Source organism: Pseudomonas sp. GL_135 (assembly GCF_057834665.1).
Genome location: NZ_CM174408.1, coordinates 1398697 through 1416856, shown reverse-complemented (window position 1 = coordinate 1416856; position 18160 = coordinate 1398697). Strand labels below are relative to the sequence as shown.

General features: G+C 58.0%; 17 protein-coding genes. 12 read left to right on the top strand and 5 right to left on the bottom strand.

Features of this window, described 5'->3' with window-relative positions; all coding sequences use genetic code 11:
• Window positions 1-180: 180 nt before the first annotated feature.
• From AC3ISG_RS06415 to AC3ISG_RS06405, 3 genes are all read right to left on the bottom strand, one after another.
• Window positions 181-1215 (bottom strand): hypothetical protein, encoded by a 1035-nt coding sequence (locus AC3ISG_RS06415; RefSeq protein WP_489298774.1) that lies wholly within the window; start codon window positions 1213-1215, stop codon window positions 181-183.
• 582 nt (window positions 1216-1797) lie between these two features.
• Window positions 1798-2796 (bottom strand): NAD(P)H-quinone oxidoreductase, encoded by a 999-nt coding sequence (locus AC3ISG_RS06410; protein WP_489298773.1) that lies wholly within the window; start codon window positions 2794-2796, stop codon window positions 1798-1800.
• A 96-nt stretch (window positions 2797-2892) separates the two neighbouring features.
• Entirely contained in the window at window positions 2893-4068 is a 1176-nt protein-coding gene (locus AC3ISG_RS06405; RefSeq protein ID WP_489298772.1) for a saccharopine dehydrogenase family protein, read from the bottom strand.
• Between the two features lie 110 nt (window positions 4069-4178).
• On the opposite strand from AC3ISG_RS06405, the gene AC3ISG_RS06400 reads away from it, so the two are divergent.
• A complete protein-coding gene (locus tag AC3ISG_RS06400; RefSeq protein WP_489299460.1) occupies window positions 4179-5078 on the top strand; it encodes a LysR family transcriptional regulator in 900 nt (299 codons plus the stop codon).
• Between the two features lie 130 nt (window positions 5079-5208).
• Here the strand turns inward: AC3ISG_RS06400 and AC3ISG_RS06395 are convergent, their stop codons facing one another.
• Window positions 5209-5451, bottom strand: coding sequence for a hypothetical protein (locus tag AC3ISG_RS06395; protein ID WP_489298771.1), 243 nt, complete (start codon window positions 5449-5451; stop codon window positions 5209-5211).
• 1331 nt (window positions 5452-6782) lie between these two features.
• On the opposite strand from AC3ISG_RS06395, the gene AC3ISG_RS06390 reads away from it, so the two are divergent.
• Together AC3ISG_RS06390 and AC3ISG_RS06385 are read left to right on the top strand one after the other, a co-directional pair.
• Window positions 6783-7982, top strand: a complete 1200-nt coding sequence (locus tag AC3ISG_RS06390; RefSeq protein WP_489298770.1) for a HEPN/Toprim-associated domain-containing protein — start codon at window positions 6783-6785, stop codon at window positions 7980-7982.
• A 216-nt stretch (window positions 7983-8198) separates the two neighbouring features.
• Window positions 8199-8711, top strand: coding sequence for a GNAT family N-acetyltransferase (locus AC3ISG_RS06385; protein WP_489298769.1), 513 nt, complete (start codon window positions 8199-8201; stop codon window positions 8709-8711).
• A gap of 50 nt (window positions 8712-8761) precedes the next feature.
• On the opposite strand, the gene AC3ISG_RS06380 is transcribed toward AC3ISG_RS06385, so the two are convergent.
• The gene (locus tag AC3ISG_RS06380; protein WP_122622240.1) at window positions 8762-9229 is read right to left on the bottom strand and encodes a TlpA family protein disulfide reductase; all 468 of its coding nucleotides are present in this window, start codon (window positions 9227-9229) and stop codon (window positions 8762-8764) included.
• A gap of 135 nt (window positions 9230-9364) precedes the next feature.
• On the opposite strand from AC3ISG_RS06380, the gene arsC reads away from it, so the two are divergent.
• From arsC to AC3ISG_RS06335, 9 genes are all read left to right on the top strand, one after another.
• On the top strand, window positions 9365-9718 hold the full coding sequence (gene arsC / locus AC3ISG_RS06375) for an arsenate reductase (glutaredoxin) (protein ID WP_489298768.1): 354 nt from the start codon (window positions 9365-9367) through the stop codon (window positions 9716-9718).
• Entirely contained in the window at window positions 9715-10320 is a 606-nt protein-coding gene (wrbA, locus tag AC3ISG_RS06370; RefSeq protein WP_489298767.1) for an NAD(P)H:quinone oxidoreductase, read from the top strand. The genes arsC and wrbA overlap by 4 nt, the downstream gene beginning before the upstream one ends.
• 146 nt (window positions 10321-10466) lie before the next feature.
• Window positions 10467-11138: a DNA-3-methyladenine glycosylase I gene (locus AC3ISG_RS06365; RefSeq protein WP_108120502.1), complete on the top strand. Its 672-nt coding sequence runs from the start codon at window positions 10467-10469 to the stop codon at window positions 11136-11138.
• Window positions 11139-11227: 89 nt separating this feature from the next.
• On the top strand, window positions 11228-11911 hold the full coding sequence (locus AC3ISG_RS06360; protein ID WP_122622244.1) for a GntR family transcriptional regulator: 684 nt from the start codon (window positions 11228-11230) through the stop codon (window positions 11909-11911).
• A 1404-nt stretch (window positions 11912-13315) separates the two neighbouring features.
• Entirely contained in the window at window positions 13316-14266 is a 951-nt protein-coding gene (locus AC3ISG_RS06355; protein WP_489298766.1) for a 4-hydroxyproline epimerase, read from the top strand.
• Window positions 14263-15399 carry an NAD(P)/FAD-dependent oxidoreductase gene (locus AC3ISG_RS06350; RefSeq protein ID WP_489298765.1) on the top strand — a complete coding sequence of 379 codons (1137 nt, stop codon included), beginning with the start codon at window positions 14263-14265 and terminating at the stop codon, window positions 15397-15399. Before AC3ISG_RS06355 ends, AC3ISG_RS06350 begins: the two co-directional genes overlap by 4 nt.
• Window positions 15392-15628, top strand: coding sequence for a (2Fe-2S)-binding protein (locus AC3ISG_RS06345; protein ID WP_489298764.1), 237 nt, complete (start codon window positions 15392-15394; stop codon window positions 15626-15628). The genes AC3ISG_RS06350 and AC3ISG_RS06345 overlap by 8 nt, the downstream gene beginning before the upstream one ends.
• A complete protein-coding gene (locus AC3ISG_RS06340) occupies window positions 15625-16905 on the top strand; it encodes an FAD-dependent oxidoreductase (RefSeq protein WP_489298763.1) in 1281 nt (426 codons plus the stop codon). The genes AC3ISG_RS06345 and AC3ISG_RS06340 overlap by 4 nt, the downstream gene beginning before the upstream one ends.
• A gap of 280 nt (window positions 16906-17185) precedes the next feature.
• Window positions 17186-17938 (top strand): AraC family transcriptional regulator, encoded by a 753-nt coding sequence (locus tag AC3ISG_RS06335; protein ID WP_122622249.1) that lies wholly within the window; start codon window positions 17186-17188, stop codon window positions 17936-17938.
• The last annotated feature ends 222 nt before the right edge of the window (window positions 17939-18160 follow it).

Here is an 18160-nt window from a genome sequence, read left to right as displayed (position 1 = left end):
CCCATTTAGGAAACGGTCTAAAGACCGCTGCGAGTTGGTTGCCGCCGCCCGTTAACGACCACCTCCGACCCATAGCAGCCCCTCTCTACAGGTAGCAATCGGCCAGAAGCGGACGGTGAAAGAAATCATCACATGGTCATCGCTGAATTTGATAGTCCCATAGCGATTGAGGCCGTAAAATTATTTATCCTCGGATGTTGTTCTGGCTGGCGTAGTTACTGCTTCAATCGCTTTAGTAAACTCGTCCGGTTTAGCTAATACTTTTGTTGGGTTCGCCGTGGCGTAGACCTTGGCTTCAATCTCTAAGCGAGATATTTCCGTTTTCAGCCGTTGATTGACGTAGTCCTCACATGCTTTTTCTAATGGTGTATACATATCTTTAGCTGCATTTTGTGACTTTCCTCTAAAACCGGAAGTTTGAAGGATGTCCGTGCAAACAAACATAGAGTTTACATTTTCAAGGCTGGCATTTGTGGTTGCTACGAGTTTCAGAATTGCATCAGTGATGGTTGTAATGTTCGTCTGAGTTTGCCCCACGGACTCGGGTATTTCTGCTTGCTCAACGTGTACGTCGCCGCTAGCGTTGGACTGGCTTCGCTGGGCATCTTTGAGGTCTTTCTTAAGCGCATAAATTGTTTTTGTCAGCTCTTGAGATTTCTCTGACTTTTTGTCGTCCTGATCAGCCAGCTCAGCCTCCATTTCGGTAACTTTATTTTGTTTGGTAACTAAGCCTGAGGCGTAAGACTCTGCGCGTGTCGTGATCTTTACATTGGGAGACTTTATGACGCCGGTTAATTGCTCGATAGCCATTAATGCGATTGTATTTTGTTGGTTCTTTGCGAGCAATGTTTGGTAGCTATAAGAAGAAAGACCTTCATTAGCATATGCTTGACAGATACTGTAAAGCTGATCGCGCAACAATTGAATTGATTGAGTTCTTAACCCTATACTTGCAGCGTTCTCAGAATAAGCGGCTGCCACGTTAACCCCGGCTTTAGTTTCCCCGCTAAGACTTGCGGCAAGAGCTGTTAGAGCATCGGGACTGGGTTCGGAGCAGGTAATTTTTCTTGTGTATGCCGTCGTCCCATTGAACTCTTGCTTTTCGGTAACAATAGCAAGACGCTTATCAGCTTCCAGTTCTTTGTAATACGTTAAGTAGTTGCATCCTGAGAGGGACAAGCAGATGAGGCAGGTCGAAACGAGCTTGGAAATCATATTTTTTCCTTGAACGCTTGAACGGCGGTGAAGGCTTTGTGATGGCAATTATGGTCGTGAATTGACTTTCCGCCAGTTACTAGGCTGGCAAAGGGCGAAAGATAGCTGAGGGGTACCAGCACGAGCACCTTAGGTACAACTCACGTACGCGAGACAATGGTGCTGTATGGAGCGAGCGTAAGTGTCGCAGGGGAGCGCAGCGTCAGACAGCTCCGGCCTATTCCTGCTCTCCGTGCGGGGCAGCTTCGGGTCTATTCTGTTGAAAATAGTCGGTTTCTCAAACCGCCAGCGGACCGATCGATGAAGACGCCCGTTTAGCACGCTGCTACGTGAAATCCGGATCTGAACATCTACGCGGTGATTCAAGACTTCAATCTCAGGCGCGTACTTTGCTGCCGTGAAAACCATGTACGACTTTTTCAACAGAATAGGTTGAAAGCGGTCAGCCACGACCGGCTGTCTCCGCCCCAAAGCGGCTTAAACCGGTCAGAAGCAGCCGCTCGCCACCCACACCCGCGGCCCCTCAAACAAACATGAACAGCGCCCGGCGGGCAGTCACTGACACGCGCCGGGCGTTTCAATTCACAACACCTTCAGCACGATTTTGCCGACATGGTCGCCCTGTTCCATTCGCTGATGCGCTTGTGCGGCGTCGGCGAGAGGGAAAACACGGTCAATGATCGGCAGGCATTCGCCTTGGCTGAGCAACGGCCAGACATTGGCCCGTATGGCGCGAGCAATCTCGGCTTTTTCCTCCGCGCTGCGCGAACGCATCATCGACCCGGTCACCGAGCCTTGCTTTTCCATCAACGCCAGCAGGTTGAAGTCCTTGACAGAGCTGCCGCCCAGAAAACCGATAATGACCAGTCGACCGCGTCGTGCAAGTGACGCCACGTTGTTCTCGAAATAGCTCCCGCCCATGATGTCGAGAATCACGTCCACGCCCTTCTCGTGGGTTAGCCGGGCGATCTCTTGAGCGAAGTCCACCTCGCGGTAATTGATCGCTTCGCCACCCAGCGCGCGGATTCGGTCGCACTTTTCCTGGCTGCCAGCCGTTGCGAATGCCTTGATCCCCAGGGCCTTGCACAGCATCAGCGCGGTCGTGCCGATGCCGCTGGTGCCGCCATGGATCAACACGGTGCAGCCCTCTCGGGCACGGCCCAGCTCGAAAAGATTGGCCCACACGGTGAAGAAGGTTTCCGGAATGGCCGCAGCCTGGATCATGTCGACGCCGTCGGGGACCGGTAATGATTGGGTGGCCGCCACAACGCAGTATTCGGCGTAACCGCCGCCATTGGTCAGCGCACACACCTTGTCGCCCAGCTTGAAGTCGGCCACCTTTGCGCCAACCCCAACGACCTCACCGGCCACTTCCAGCCCGGGCACTGGGGTCATGCCGGGTTTCATCGGGTATTTGCCCGAACGCTGTATGACATCAGGACGATTGATGCCGGCGGCGTGAACCCGGATCAGCAACTCGTGCTCACCCGGCGTTGGGACATCAGCCTGCATTATCTTTAATACGTCGGGGCCACCAGGTTCGGTGATCTCGATGTAGTTCATGCGGTTTGGCACATTCATGGGACACCTTTTGTTGACTAGGCTAATTGTTGAGAGAGCTAAAGACTCTGAAAGCTGAACGTCAAAGACATTCAGCCTTTTTAGCGGCCCATCGAATCAACCCTCGACGGTAAACCTCAGTCCGGCTTTTTCAGTCAGGCGCTTGATCAACGCCTCATTCAACGCCGCCGCGGGCGTCCAGCAACCGCCCGGGGTCTCCTCACGTGTCACATCGAACGCCAACGCCATCGCTGACTCGGCCAACATCTTGGATGTCGACAGGTAGCCCGGATCCTCGTCGCAACTCACGGATGCCTTGAGCACCTGACCGTCTGCCAGTTCAGCGATGAACAGCACATCATAAAAGCCTGCCTCAAGCTCCTTCTGCGTCGGCCCTTGCCCCGGTTGCGGATGACCGCCCTCGTTAAAAGAGAAGCCCGCCAGGCCAGGCTCATCGTCTTCGCTCGGTTGTGCCTTGAGCATCAGCATTTCGTCGTACTGAAACGACGTGCCCCACAGGTGCCCTTCCAGCAAGTTTGTGCGATGCACCGCCTTGGAATTGATGCCCGACATGATGAAAGGCCCGACCCAGGTCTGAGCCAGTTCATCCCTGTAGGGGGTCTGGTCATCAGGTTGCTCGACGCCTTTGAATCCTGGTGTGTAGGCAAAGGGATCGGCCACCAGTTCACCGAGAGCAGGATCCTGCGCTGCCGCTGCCACCACAGCATCGACACTCAGGAACGTGCCACCGGACAGCACGCCTTGCATGCTGCGCACGCGGCCCCTGATCCGAGGCGCGTAGCGAGCGAACTTCTTCATGACCTGCTGCTGGGTGAACCATACGCCGAGGTCGAACGGCACCGAATCGAAACCACAGGAGAACACCAGTCGCGCGCCCGATGCCTGAGCTTGGGCCTGATGGCTGCCGATCATCCGGGCAATCCAGGGGATCTCCCCTGAGAGGTCAACGTAGTCCGTCCCCAACTCGGCGCAGGCGGCCACTAGGTCCGAGCCATAGACCGAAAACGGTCCTGCGGTGGTGATCACGACCCGGGTCGCGGCAACCATGTCGCGCACGGACGCCCGGTCTTGGGCATCGGCCACGATCAGCGGCAGCGCTGCGGCGTTTGCCCAACGGTCCCGAATGGCTTCCAGCTTGCTCAGGCTGCGACCGGCGATGGCCCATTTAACAGGGCCGTCGACGCCGTATTGAGTGAATAAGTATTCAGCGACCAGCCGACCGGTGTAGCCCGTGGCGCCAAAAATGATCACATCGAATGTTTGTTTACTCATGGAAAAGATGATTCCTGAAAGCGCCGCAAAGCGAATGCGACACTCTAGCCATCATGGCTACAAATGATTAGATGGTATGGTTGGAATGGACCTATAACCGCAGAGCATCAATCGTGCGCGACAACGTCACCGACCTCCTGGCCCTCCTGCGGGTCGCCCGGGAAGGCAGTTTCACCAAAGCGGCGGCGCAGCTTGGCGTGTCCCAGCCTGCGCTGAGCCGCACCATCACCAAACTGGAATCGCGCCTGGGTGCGCAATTGCTGACCCGCAGTACCCGAAGCGTCGCGCCGACCGAAGCCGGCGCGCGCCTGATCGACAGCATCGGGCCGCATTTTGACGGGATCGAGTCAGGGCTCAACGAGCTGAGCGAACTCAGCGGCACGCCGGCGGGTAACTTGCGCATCACCTCCATGGAACACGCAACTCATCTGGTCCTTGCCCCGGCTGCGCTGCAATTGATGACCGACTATCCGGGCATCAAGGTCGAAATCAACGACAGCTACGCCTTGGTCGATATCGTTGCAGAGCGGTTAGATGCCGGTATCCGCCTGGGGGCGCAGCTGGCTCAGGACATGATCAGCATGCCCATCGGCCGGGATTTTCGCCTGGCACTAGTGGCCGCCCCCGCCTATCTGGAACACCGTGCTAAACCCCTGACGCCACAGGATTTGACCGAGCACGCCTGTATCAACCTGCGTCAGCCGACCTCGGGAGGGTTGTGGGCGTGGCCTTTCGCAAAAAACGGGAGAGAAATCAAAGTACGCGCCGACGGGCATCTGGTGAGTAACAACATCTGGCTCATGCGTGATTTTGTCAGGGCGGGTGCCGGACTGGGCTACTTCCCGGAGCATCTGGTCGAGCAGGATCTGGCACAAGGTCGCCTGGTGCGGCTGATGGAGGACTGGACTGGCACCGTCACCGGGTATCACCTCTACTACCCAAGCCGGCGCCAACACAAACCGGCTTTTCGTTTGCTTCTGGATGCGCTGCGTGATCAGTCAGGGCGTTGAGTGTCTTCTTCTGGCCGACTGCTGTCTGATGGGATTAGTCGCTTTCGGCCAGAGGCAGCCCATCGTTTCGGCATCAATGGGCAAGTGAAATCTGGATTGTATGACCAAGGATCGGGGCGGGTAAGCGGGATTACGTTGCCAATGAGAGACGTAAGCGCTGCCACTCATTCCAGCAGTCCTCGGCAACTAAAACCCGGTTGCCACGTTCGCTCTCCATCTGTAGGGCGACGTCGAATGGAACTGCAACACACGTCGCATGATCACGGATCTCAAGTACCTCGGACTCTGAAAGTGGAGAGCCTTTGTCTGCCTCCGCGCGTTTCAAAGCCGCCGAAAGCGTCGGAATAAAAACTATGCAAAGCTGTTCGGTCATCTGCTATTAACCTCGGTCATTCGGGATGACCGAAGGGTACGCTGGTTGCAAGAGCGGGGGTATCGGTTGAGAGCATCTAAGCCAGGATGTTTACTGTGGTCCGAGAGCAGGCCGCTGCGGAGGTCTGCTTTGGGTCGAAAGCGGTCAGCCACGACCGGCTGCTTCCGACCCATAGCGGCCGGTCGGAATCGATAGGATTCGTCTGAGAGCCCACGACCATCAGGAGCCACCTTTGGCAAGATGCATACGCTCACGATGCTCGCTTATCGTAAATCTGCAACGATATGCGCTTTTTGTGTATTCATGAAACAGGACTATCGCGGTAATCTCGGACACCACTTTGCAAAAATAGATGTGGCTTAAATTACCTGATTAGTCATGGCAGAGAAAAAATCTTACTATTTTCCTATGCTATTCTTGGTGCCTGGCTTTGAAGAGTCTGAAATTAATACTGGTCACGTCACTTTGTCGACACGAAAGTGGAGAACATCGACCTTCGATCTCGCCACTCTGGCTACGAAACACAAACTGCATCTGCCTTACCAAGCAGTAGATATATTCTCGGCCATTGCAGACTTGGATTTGTATCTCAGATGTAGAATTAATGGAGGAAGCGCAACGGAAATTTCGAGCTATACAGATTGCTTTATATAAGGATGGAATGTCACCATTTCTTTCACCCCTCATATCCACGCACTCGATAAATTCATATTCCGGAATCAATACCCGTGATAGCGGATTGGGCCTAGATAAGCTCCCTGATTGATTGCGGACCGGGTTTAAATCAGATCAAGATGTTGTTGAAGTTTGGGCTTTAGAGCTGTCTTTCGACTGTCAGACGATTAATGACAAGCGCAGTGTGTCAGTTAAGTCATTATATGAGGCTGGAAAATTCGCTGAGGAATTGTCGCGTATTACGGCGAGGACTCCCTCTTTGCTCGCACTATAGTCCGCAATGATCGGGGCGCCTAAGCTGTCATCACGAGCGCAATCAATGCTACACATTTGGACTGCTCTTGAATCTATTTTCCCGTTAGTCACTATAGAAGTGTCGTTCCGGATGGCACTTTACATGGCGCATCTGAATTCCATTGGAACAGACCGACGTGAATATCACAGTCGAGTGAGACGGGCTTACAATCTGCGTAGCAAGAAAGCCCATGGCGCTAAATTCAATCCGGAGTTTCAGACTGGATAGAAGCTTGGGGCCTTGCCACTGATACGGTTACTGCCATCGTCAGACGCGGTCGATTGCCCAACGAGGAGGAGTTGCTTGACGAACTGCTTGCTTGACCCCTAAATAGTATTTTTGCTGAATATTCGAGGCGCTAATGTCAAGTTGGTCTGGTATCTCGCTCGACGGGATGGCGATTCTTGAGACTCAAAATTACTTTCACGAATGGTATTTTCGTAAATCCGAACGCGTAATTGAAAATTTCGGAGTACATGAGCTTGAGCATGAATCTCACTTACCTCCTGACGCAATCATAAGCACCTATAAGTACAAAATGCCAATAGAGACCCTCCGCAGAAGGCTGGATCTAGCAGGCTACAACTATGCAGCATTAGAACAAGAGTTCAAAGAACAGCACTTTCAGCTGATGTCTGACCTAGATGAGATGTTAGAGCTTGCTCCAAGCAGAGTAGAGCCATTTTATGATGCAGTCAAAAATTCCACTATAAAGCAATGGCTCATCTGCTTACGAATAATAAAAGAAAATGGGCGAAGCATTACGAACGTTGAACTGGGCAATTTCGATAAAGAGTTACGAAAACTTTTGCAATTCATGATGGGTGTCGATTTATACTTCACAAACCATCCAACATGTGGAGATTTTGATTTTCCTTGTAGAACTGAGGAAGGTTATGCAGTTGCGCTCCTAGAAATAACGCCGGAAAATACATATTGCATCTTGGACGTAACAGAATTGGTTGAAGGGGGGTGGACTGAGGCGTTTGATGACCTGATTGAGTACCATCGAGACTTTACGCGATTCTATGAAGTGTTTTCTGGTTCGTTAATAGATATCCAAAGTTTAATGAATCTTGCGCCTCAGAATGAAACATTAGCGAGACTTCTATACGCCGCAACTATAACAGCTATGGAAACTTATCTTTCTGATACGTTGAAAAAACAGGTATTAACTAGGGAGGCTATTAAGAAGCGATTCATAAAAAATCATGACTTCTTCAAAAAAGAAAAATTTACACTTTCTGAAATATATGAAAAAACGACCTCAATAAATGAGACGATCACTTCTGAAATCGACAAAATGAGCTTTCACAACTTGTCTCGCATCCCAGCGCTGTACAACTCTGTGCTTGCAACAACTTTCCCTAGTGACCGCCTGCCGGAACTTAAAAAAGCGATAGATAATCGCCACGATATTATTCACAGAAATGGCAAAGACACAACGAACAAACCTTTGAAAATTCTTATGGGCGATGTGAGTGCTTTAATTGTTCTGATTGACGAAACGGTAAGACACATTGATAAGCAAATTAAGGATGGATTACTTGATGACGACTAAGTGGGCTAAACGGTTGACTGACCGCTTAGGGTCGATAGCGGACGCTCGTGACAGCCTGCTATAGCCCGCTTGCGGACACCAACTCCGCAGCCTGATTGGACTCAGTGCGGTTTCGTCTTCATCATGAAATCACAAGGTTCGCCGGACACAGGCTGTTGGGAATGGGCGTCGGTGAGCCAGAGAAGCGATCAGGAAAGTAGGAAACGAACAGATATTATGGAAATGTCCAACGTTAAACTCGCCCGCGTGACACGCACCGATCTCGACGAGCTTCTCCACGCAAATCAGGAAAGCCGGGACCACCACGGCCGCTGGGTACAGCCCTTCACAACCACTGCAGGATTCGAGGAGTGGTACTCAGCCCAAACCACAAGCGCCAGCGTTGGGCTCGTGGCTCGCGATAGAGAATCGGGGCAGATCGTTGGAGTGACCAACCTAAGCCAGATTTTCTATAAAGGATTTCAGAACGCGTATCTCAGCTACTGGGGCATGGTCTCGTTTGCCGGGACGGGAAGGATGTCACAGGCGGTGGAACTGACGACGAGGTATGCCTTTGAAGAGTTGGGTCTTCACCGTCTCGAGGCCAATATTCAACCTGAAAATGTGCGTTCAATCGCGCTGGTCAAACGTCTCGGATTTCGGAAAGAGGGGTTCTCCCCGAAATACCTGCAGATCGCCGGGGTCTGGTGCGATCACGAGCGCTGGGCACTGCTGGCCGATGAGCGTTGATCAGCGAGCAGTGCCGTTTAACATCTACGCTGACTGCCCAATGATCTGCTTCAGCCCTTCCCTTTCAACTCCGCCAACTTCTGCATCACGCCCGCCGCAGTCTGTTCGCCCATCAACTGCTCACGCACTTTGCCTTTGTCGTCGATGATGTAGGTCACCGGCAGGGCTTCGCTTTTCGGCAGGTCGTATTGTTCGGCCGGGTCTTGTGCCAGTACGGTGAAGGTGATGCCCAGCGCCTTGCTGGCGCTCTTCAGGTCTTCACCCTGGAGGTTGTCGAAATTGACGCCGAACACGCTGACGTTCTGCCCTTTGACCTGCTCGGACAGGGTGTTCAGTTCGGGGATTTCGGTCCGGCACGGGCCGCACCATTCGGCCCAGTAATTGACCACCAGCCAGTGCTTGTCGACGCGGCTGCTGGCGACTTTCTCGCCATTCTGGTCGGTGCCGAGGTCCACGCCGCACCCGCTGAGCAACAGACTTCCAATCAGTGCTGCCGCCGCTGCCAATCGCCTTGCCATGATGCTGTTTCCTTCTAGGTGCTCTTTTTTTCCAGATGCACGCTACGCCGATGGTGCATCGCTCGCCGCGTGTTACCGGTCGTTACCGTGACGCAGGTAGAATAGCCGCCACCTCAGGCAAGATGCGACCCGCAAATGACCGATCTCACGCTTTATCACAACCCGCGTTGCACCAAATCCCGTGGCACGCTGGAATTGCTTGAAGCCCGCGGCCTGACGCCGACCATCATTCATTACCTCGAGACCCCGCCCGACGCCGCACAACTGCGCGACCTGCTGGGCAAGCTCGGCATCGGCGCCCGCGCGCTGCTGCGCAAAGGTGAAGACGAGTACAAAACCCTGAACCTCGCTGATACCAGCCTGAGCGACGAACAACTGATCGCCGCCATGGCGGCCCATCCCAAGTTGATCGAACGCCCGATTCTCGTCGTCGGCGACAAGGCCGTGATTGGCCGTCCGCCGGAAAACATTCTGGAGATCCTGCCATGAGCGCGCCCTACATTCTGATTCTGTTTTACAGCCGTAACGGCGCGACTGCAGAGATGGCGCGGCAGATCGCCCGTGGAGTGGAGATGACCGGCATGGAAGCGCGTCTGCGCACAGTGCCAGCGGTGTCTACCGATTGCGAAGCGGTTGCACCGAGCATTCCGGACGCCGGCGCCCTGTACGCCACTCTGGATGACCTGAAAAACTGCGCGGGCCTCGCTTTGGGCAGCCCGACCCGCTTCGGCAACATGGCCGCGCCGCTGAAGTACTTCCTCGACGGCACCAGCAACCTGTGGCTGACCGGCGCACTGGTGGGCAAACCGGCCAGCGTGTTCACCTCCACCGCGAGCCTGCACGGCGGCCAGGAAACCACGTTGTTGTCGATGCTGCTGCCCCTGCTGCACCACGGCATGCTGATCAGCGGCCTGCCCTACAGCGAAGCGGCGTTGATCGAAACCCGTGGCGGCGGCACGCCGTATGGCGCCAGTCATCACGCCGGTGCCGATGGCAAGCGCGCGCTGGATGAGCACGAAACCACCCTGTGCCGTTCGCTGGGTCAGCGGCTGGCGAAAACCGCGCTGTTGCTCGACCCGTCCAAGGGCTAATCGCCCAAGGCGTTGCTCGCGCACGATTGCTGGAACCCCTCGCTCAAACCGGGTCAAACACAGAGCCCCCTTGCCGGGGCGCCGGGTCTGTACTCGGAATGCGCTAAACCAGCGATCGCGCACATGAATTTTGTTTTGGAGAGGGCATGCAAGACTACAAATGGCTCCATGAGTACTGTCTCAACCGCTTTGGTTCCGTCGCCGCCCTCGAGGCGCATCTGCCCACCCCCGCCACGCCGAAAAAACTGAAAGCCCTCAGCGACGACCGTTACCTGTCGACCATGGCCCTGCGGGTATTTCGTGCCGGCCTCAAGCACAGCCTGGTGGACGCCAAATGGCCGGCCTTCGAGCAGGCCTTCTTCGGCTTCGATCCGGAAAAGGTCACGCTGATGGGCGGCGATCACCTTGAACGCCTGATGCAGGACGCGCGGATCATCCGTCACCTCGGCAAGCTCAAGAGCGTGCCGCGCAACGCGCAGTTGATCCTCGACATCGCCCACGAACACGGCAGCTTCGGCAATTTCATCGCGGAATGGCCAGTGACCGATATCGTCGGGCTGTGGCGTTACCTGTTCAAACACGGCAATCAGATGGGCGGACTGTCGTCGCCGCGCTTTTTGCGCATGGTCGGCAAGGACACCTTCATCCCCAGCCATGATGTGGTCGCTGCGCTCAACGCGCAGAAGATTGTCGACCGCGTGCCCAGCAGCCAGCGCGATCAGGCGGCGGTGCAGGCGGCGTTCAACCAATGGCATGCCGAGAGCGGACGGCCGATGTGCCAGCTGTCGATGATGTTGTCTTACACCGCCAACCATTGATCGTTTCGCCGGCGGAGTGAAAAGACACAGCGCGTAACAAATCGGACGTCGTATACAATATTCGCCGCCCCTACTGCTGAGTCATTCGCGTGCCTTTCCTTCTTCCTGACGCCCCCAACCTCGGTGTCGCGCCCTCCGCGTCCGAGGTAATTTCCAAATACCTGCGCGAGTCGATCATCTCCGGCCAGTTCGCCGAGGACGAGCCGATTCGTCAGGACGACATCGCCCGCGTGTTCAACGTCAGCAAGATCCCCGTGCGTGAGGCGCTCAAGCGACTGGAAGCCGAGGGGCTGGTGCAGTTCCAGCGCAACAAGGGCGCCGTGGTCACGCGGATTTCCGAGCCGGAACTGGCGCAGATCTTTGAAGTGCGGGTGCTGCTGGAAGTGCAAGCCATCCGCCTCGCCGTGCCGCGCATGACCGCTGCCCAGTTGGATCGGGCCCGGGCCATCTGTGACGAGTTCATGCGCGACGACGACATCGGGCGCTGGGCCGAGCTGAACTGGGCGTTTCACACCTGTTTGTATGAAGCGGCGCAGCGGCCGTTTTTGCTGAACATGATTCGCTCGATCCACGACAAGGTCGAACGCTACCTGCGGGTGCAGATGAGTTTCGACGAAGGCAAGGAGCGCGCCGACCTGGAACATCGCGAGATCCTCAAGGCCTGTGCCGATCGTGACGTGGACAAAGCCGCCGAACTGATCGAACACCACATCATCGGCGTCTGCCGAACCCTCTACGCCCACCTGCCCCACGCCGTGCTCAGCGAGATTTGAGCGACAGGTCCCTGTGCCGATTTCGTCATAGAGAAGGGTGAAATCGGTCAAGACCCTGGACGTCGTTCGCGGCACTCTTGCCTCAATAGTGAAGTTGCTCCGCGCCGCGATCTGTAGGACCGGCTTTAGCCGGGAGGAGGTCAGTGTGAACGCCATGAATCTCGGGTGCGACGGCCGACGTCTTCCCGGCTGAAGCCGGTCCCACAGGGACCGTGGTAGCCAGTGACGTCGGGGTGTACGCAGTGCTCTTCGTAGGACTGGCTTTAGCCGGGAAGAGGCCAGCATTGGCACCACAGAATTTGCAGCGTGGGGACCGACGCCTTCCCGGCTGAAGCCGGTCCCACAGGGATAGTCGTCGCCAGTGACATCGGGGTGTACGCAGTGCTTTTAGTGGGACTGGCTTTAGCCGGGAAGAGGCCAGCACTGGCACCACAGAATTTGCAGCGTGGCGACCGACGCCTTCTCGGCTGAAGCCGGTCCCACAGGGATAGTCGTCGCCAGTGACATCGGGGTGTACGCAATGCTCTTCGTAGGACTGGCTCTAGCCGGGAAGAGGCCAGCACTGGCACCACAGAATTTGCAGCGTGGCGACCGACGCCTTCCCGGCTGAAGCCGGTCCCACAGGGATAGTCGTCGCCAGTGACATCGGGGTGTACGCAGTGCTCTTCGTAGGACTGGCTTTAGCCGGGAAGAGGCCAGTGTGATCACCATAAGTCTCGGGTGTGGCGACCGACGCCTTCCCGGCTGAAGCCGGTCCCACAGGGATAGTCGTCGCCAGTGACGTCGGGGTGTACGCGGTCCAATAGTGGGACTGGCTTTAGCCGGGAAGAGGCCAGCGCTGGCACCACAGAATTTGCAGCGTGGCGACCGACGTCTTCCCGGCTGAAGCCGGTCCCACAGGGATAGTCGTCGCCAGTGACATCGGGGTGTTCGCAATGCTCTTCGTAGGACTGGCTTTAGCCGGGAAGAGGCCAGCACTGGCACCACAGAATTTGCAGCGTGGCGACCGACGCCTTCCCGGCTGGAGCCGGTCCCACTAGAGATTGTCGTAGTCAGTTAAAGCGGGTGTACGCAGCGCTTTTAGTGGGACTGGCTTTAGCGGGGAAGAGGCCAGTGTGAACACCACAAATCTTGCAGCGGGACGACCGACGCCTTCCCGGCTGAAGCCGGTCCTACCAGGGATCGTCGTAGCCAGTTACATCGGGTGTACGCGGTCCAATAGTGGGACTGGCTTTAGCCGGGAAGAGGCCAGTGTGAACACCATAAATCTCGGATGTCGCCACCGACGTCTTCCCGGCTGAAGCCGGTCCTACTAGGGATCGTCGTAGCCAGTTCCATCGGGTGTACGCGGTCCCACTAGCAATCGTCGTAGCCAGTTCCAGACTCAGTCCGACAGGGGAATACATGAAACGCATCCAGATCCTCGATTCTCATACCGGCGGCGAGCCGACTCGGCTGGTGCTCGACGGGTTTCCCGATCTTGGGCGGGGCAGCATGGCCGAGCGGCGTCAGCGTCTGGCTGAGCAGTTCGATGACTGGCGGGCGGCGACCGTGCTCGAACCCCGCGGCAGCGATGTGCTGGTCGGCGCGCTGTTGTGCGAGCCGGTCGATCCGGAGGCGTGCGCCGGGGTGATTTTTTTCAACAACAGCGGCTACCTGGGCATGTGCGGCCACGGCACCATCGGGCTGGTGGTCTCACTGGCGCATCTGGGCAAGATCGGCCCCGGCGTGCATCGCATCGAAACCCCGGTCGGCACGGTTCAGGCCACGCTGCACGAAGACTGCTCCGTCAGCGTCGACAACGTCCCTTCCTACCGCTATCGCAAGAACTTCGTCGTCGAGGTGCCTGAACTCGGCAACGTGACCGGCGACATCGCCTGGGGCGGCAACTGGTTTTTCCTGATCGCCGACCATGGCCTGAACGTCGCCGCCGATAACCTCGACGCCCTCACCGATTACACCTGGAAGGTCCGTCAGGCGCTGGAAAGCCAGGGCATTCGCGGCGAAGACGGCGGCGTCATCGATCACATCGAGCTGTTCGCCGACGACGATCACGCCGACAGCCGCAACTTCGTCCTCTGCCCCGGCAAAGCCTACGACCGCTCGCCTTGCGGCACCGGCACCAGCGCCAAACTGGCGTGCCTGGCGGCGGACGGCAAACTTCAGCCCGGCACCCTGTGGCAGCAGGCCAGCGTGATTGGCAGCCAGTTCGAAGGCAGCTTTGTGTGGGAGCACGGCGAGCGGCAAACGGGCGACCGCATCGTGCCCACCATCCGTGGCCGCGCCTACATCAGCGCCGAAGCCACCTTGCTGCTGGACGACGAAGACCCCTTCGCTTGGGGCATTCGCCCGTGACCGACGCGTCCACCCTACAAGGCCATGCCGCTGATGTGATTGTTATCGGCGGCGGCATCATCGGCGCGGCGTGTGCGGACGAGCTGGCGTCTCAGGGCCTGCACGTGCTGGTGCTGGACTGTCAGCGCCCCGCCGCCACCGCTGCGGGCATGGGTCACCTGGTGGTGCTGGACCACAGTGCCGCCGAGTTGGCGCTGGGGGAATATTCGGTCAGGGCGTGGCGCGAGCTGGCTTCGCAGATGCCCGACGACTGCGCGATACGCACCAACGGCACTCTGTGGCTGGCTTGTAATGAAGAAGAAATGGAAGAAGCCGAGCGCAAACATGCGGCGCTGAACGAATACGGTCTGGCCTGCGAGTTGCTGTCCGGCGCCGAACTGGCACGGGTTGAACCGTCATTGCGATCCGGCCTGCTCGGCGCATTGAAAGTCAGTGGCGACGGCATTCTGTACGCGCCCAATGCCGCGCGCTGGCTGTTGCAGCGCCAGTCTTCACGGGTGGTTCAGCGTCAGGCAGAAGTCGTGGAAGTCCAGGGCAACCGTGTTCGGCTGGCGAGTGGTGAATGGCTGCAAGCCCCGGCGGTCGTGCTGGCCAGCGGCATCTACGCCCGCGAACTCTGTCCCGATTTACCGCTGCAAGCGAAGAAAGGCCACCTGCTGATCACCGACCGTTACCCCGCGCAGATCACCCACACGTTGGTCGAACTGGGCTACGTGACCAGCGCCCACAAGGGCAACGGCCCGTCGGTGGCGTTCAATGTGCAGCAGCGCCCGACTGGCCAATTGTTCATCGGCTCATCGCGGCAGTTCGACAACCACAACCCGGAGGTCGACGCGGCCATGCTCGGGCGGATGCTGCGTCGGGCGATGGATTTCCTCCCAAGCCTGGGCGAGATGAACGGCCTTCGCAGCTGGACCGGCTTTCGCTCCGCCAGCCCCGACGGTCAGCCGCTGATCGGCGAGCACCCGCATCAACCCGGGCTGTGGCTGGCGGTCGGGCACGAAGGCCTCGGCGTCACCACCGCAACCGGCACCGCCCGCTTGCTGGCCGCGCAAATGCTGCGCACTCGGCCGCCCCTCGACCTTGAACCGTATCTGCCGCAACGCTTTATCGGAGCCCGCGCCCATGCCTGAATTGAGCATTGATGGTCAGCCCTTTCGCTTCGTCCAAGGCACCACTGTGGCCGTCGCGTTGATGTCGAGCGGCGATCGCTGCAGCCGCACATCGGTCAGCGGCCAGCGCCGCGCGCCCTTGTGTGGCATGGGGATTTGTCAGGAATGCCGGGTGAGCATCGACGGCCTGCGCCGATTGGCCTGCCAGACGATCTGCCGCGACGGCATGCGCGTCGAGACCCAACCATGACCGTGGCCGTGACCGCGACAACGACCGAGCATGTCGATCTGCTGATCATCGGCGCAGGTCCGGCGGGCATGGCGGCGGCCCTGGCTGCGGCGCCTCGCGGGCTGAGCATCGTCCTGCTCGACGACAACCCGCTGCCGGGCGGGCAGATCTGGCGCGACGGCCCACATGCTCAGGTGCCGAAACAGGCTCGGGATATGCGCGGGCAGTTGCAGGGTTTCAGCAACATTCGTCTGCACAGCGGCTGCAAAGTGGTCGCGCTGGCCGGGGCGAAACGCTTGCTGCTGGAAGACGCCGAGCGCGGCTGGGTATTGAGTTACGACACACTGATTCTGTGCACCGGCGCGCGGGAGCGGCTGCTGCCCTTCCCCGGCTGGACGCTGCCGGGGGTCACTGGCGCCGGCGGTTTGCAGGCGCTGATAAAAGGCGGCTTGCAGGTGACAGACGAACGCATCGTGATTGCCGGAACCGGCCCGCTGTTGCTGGCGTCGTCGGCGACCGCGCAGAAGCACGGCGCCGAAGTCGTGCGCGTTGCCGAGCAGGCGCCCTTGAGCGCCGTCGCCGGATTTGCCGCCGGGTTGTGGCGCTGGCCGAACAAGGCGATTCAGGCGATCACGCTGGCCAGTGCCGCCTATCGAACCTCGGCCCATGTGCTGGCGGCGCTGGGCACGGATCGCCTGGAAGGCGTTCGCGTTCTGGTGGGCGACACCGTTGAAGAGCTGGCCTGCGAGCGTCTGGCCTGCGGTTTCAGTCTGGTGCCCAACATCGAGATCGCCCAGGCACTGGGCTGCACCGTGCGGGATCAGGCCATCGTGGTGGATGAGTGGCAGGCGAGCAGTCTGGCCGATCACTTCGCCGCGGGGGAATGCACCGGTTTCGGCGGCAGCGAACTGGCGCTGGTCGAAGGGCGAATTGCCGGGCTGGTGGCGGTGGGGGAACGGGACAAGGCGCGAGGCTTGTGGGCTGAGCGGCAGCGCTGGCAGGGTTTTGCGGATCGGTTGAATAAGGCGTTCCGCCTGAATCCTGCTCTGAAACACCTGGCGATGCCGGAAACGATAGTGTGCCGCTGTGAGGACGTGCGTTACGCGGACCTTGCCGAACATAGCAGTTGGACCGGGGCCAAACTCGCCACCCGTTGCGGCATGGGCGCGTGTCAGGGGCGCGTCTGTGCAACGGCGGCGCAGACGTTGTTCGGCTGGGAACCCCCGTTGTTGCGCCCGCCCTTCAGCCCGGCGCGGATTTCGACGCTGGCGTGTCTGGACGAGGGTGCCCCTGTTTAAAGCGCCTGATTTATCAAATTGCGTGAGTGAACGGGGTGGCGCTCCACCTTGCTCACAAAGACGGTGTTTCGAACGCGGAATATCCAGCGGATGTCCCGGCCCCTTCGCGAGCAAGCTCGCTCCCACAGTTTCTTCGTCTGCAAGGATATCGGCACTCAGAGCGCTGTTCCAAGAGGACTGATTTATTGATACGGCGGATCAGTCGCCCCCCGACTAGCCGACGCACCCAACATCCCGCATGATCGATCCCATCTTCCGCCCGGCCCTCCCGCCCCCGAACATGATTGACCTCATCCCCACAGCGCCCTTGCACGACCTCGACCAACTGCTTGCCAGCCTGGCGTTGGTCGCGCCGCTGTTCGATACCATTCCCGGGGTGGTGTTCTTCGTCAAAGACGCCCAGGCGCGCTACGCACTGGTCAACCAGACGCTGGTGCAGCGCTGCGGTTTCAAGGAGAAAAGCCAGATCGTCGGGCTGACCGCCGAGGAAGTGTTCCCCGCGCGCTTCGGTCCGCTGTACACCGCTCAGGACCGCCGTGTGCTGGCCGATGGCAGGCAACTCAGCGATCAGCTGGAGCTGCACCTGTATTACGGCAATCAGCCGATCTGGTGCCTGACCCACAAGATCGCACTGCGTGATCATCAGGGCGCAATCATCGGGCTGGCAGGTATTTCCCGGGATCTGCAAATCCTGCAGACGACCCACCCGGCATATCAAAAACTGGTCGAGGTCGACGCGTACATTCGCGAACACTTCGCGCGGCCCATCACCCTTGAGCAACTGACGGCCATTGCCGGGCTGTCCATTGCCCAGCTGGAGCGGCACTGCAAACGCATCTTCCAGCTGACCCCACGGCAGATGATTCACAAAGCGCGGCTGGGTGAGGCCTCACGGTTGTTGCAGGAAGACCTGTCGATCACCGAGATCGCCCTGCGCTGCGGGTACACCGATCACAGCGCGTTCAGTCGCCAGTTCAAGGCACTGACCGGGGCTTCGCCGAGTGAGTACCGGGGTTCGCAAAAGCGCATTTGAATTCGCTGCCATCCTCCCTGGATGATCGCAGAGCTTTTTGTGGGACCGGCCTTAGCCGGGAAGAGGCCAGTGTGAACACCATAAATCTCGGGTGTGGCGACTGACGTCTTCCCGGCTAAAGCCAGGCCTACAGTGACCGCGGTCCCGGTGATTTACCGCGGTGCGGCGGAATGTGGCGACTACCGCACTGCAACGTGCATCAATGAAGCACGCCGCGCATTC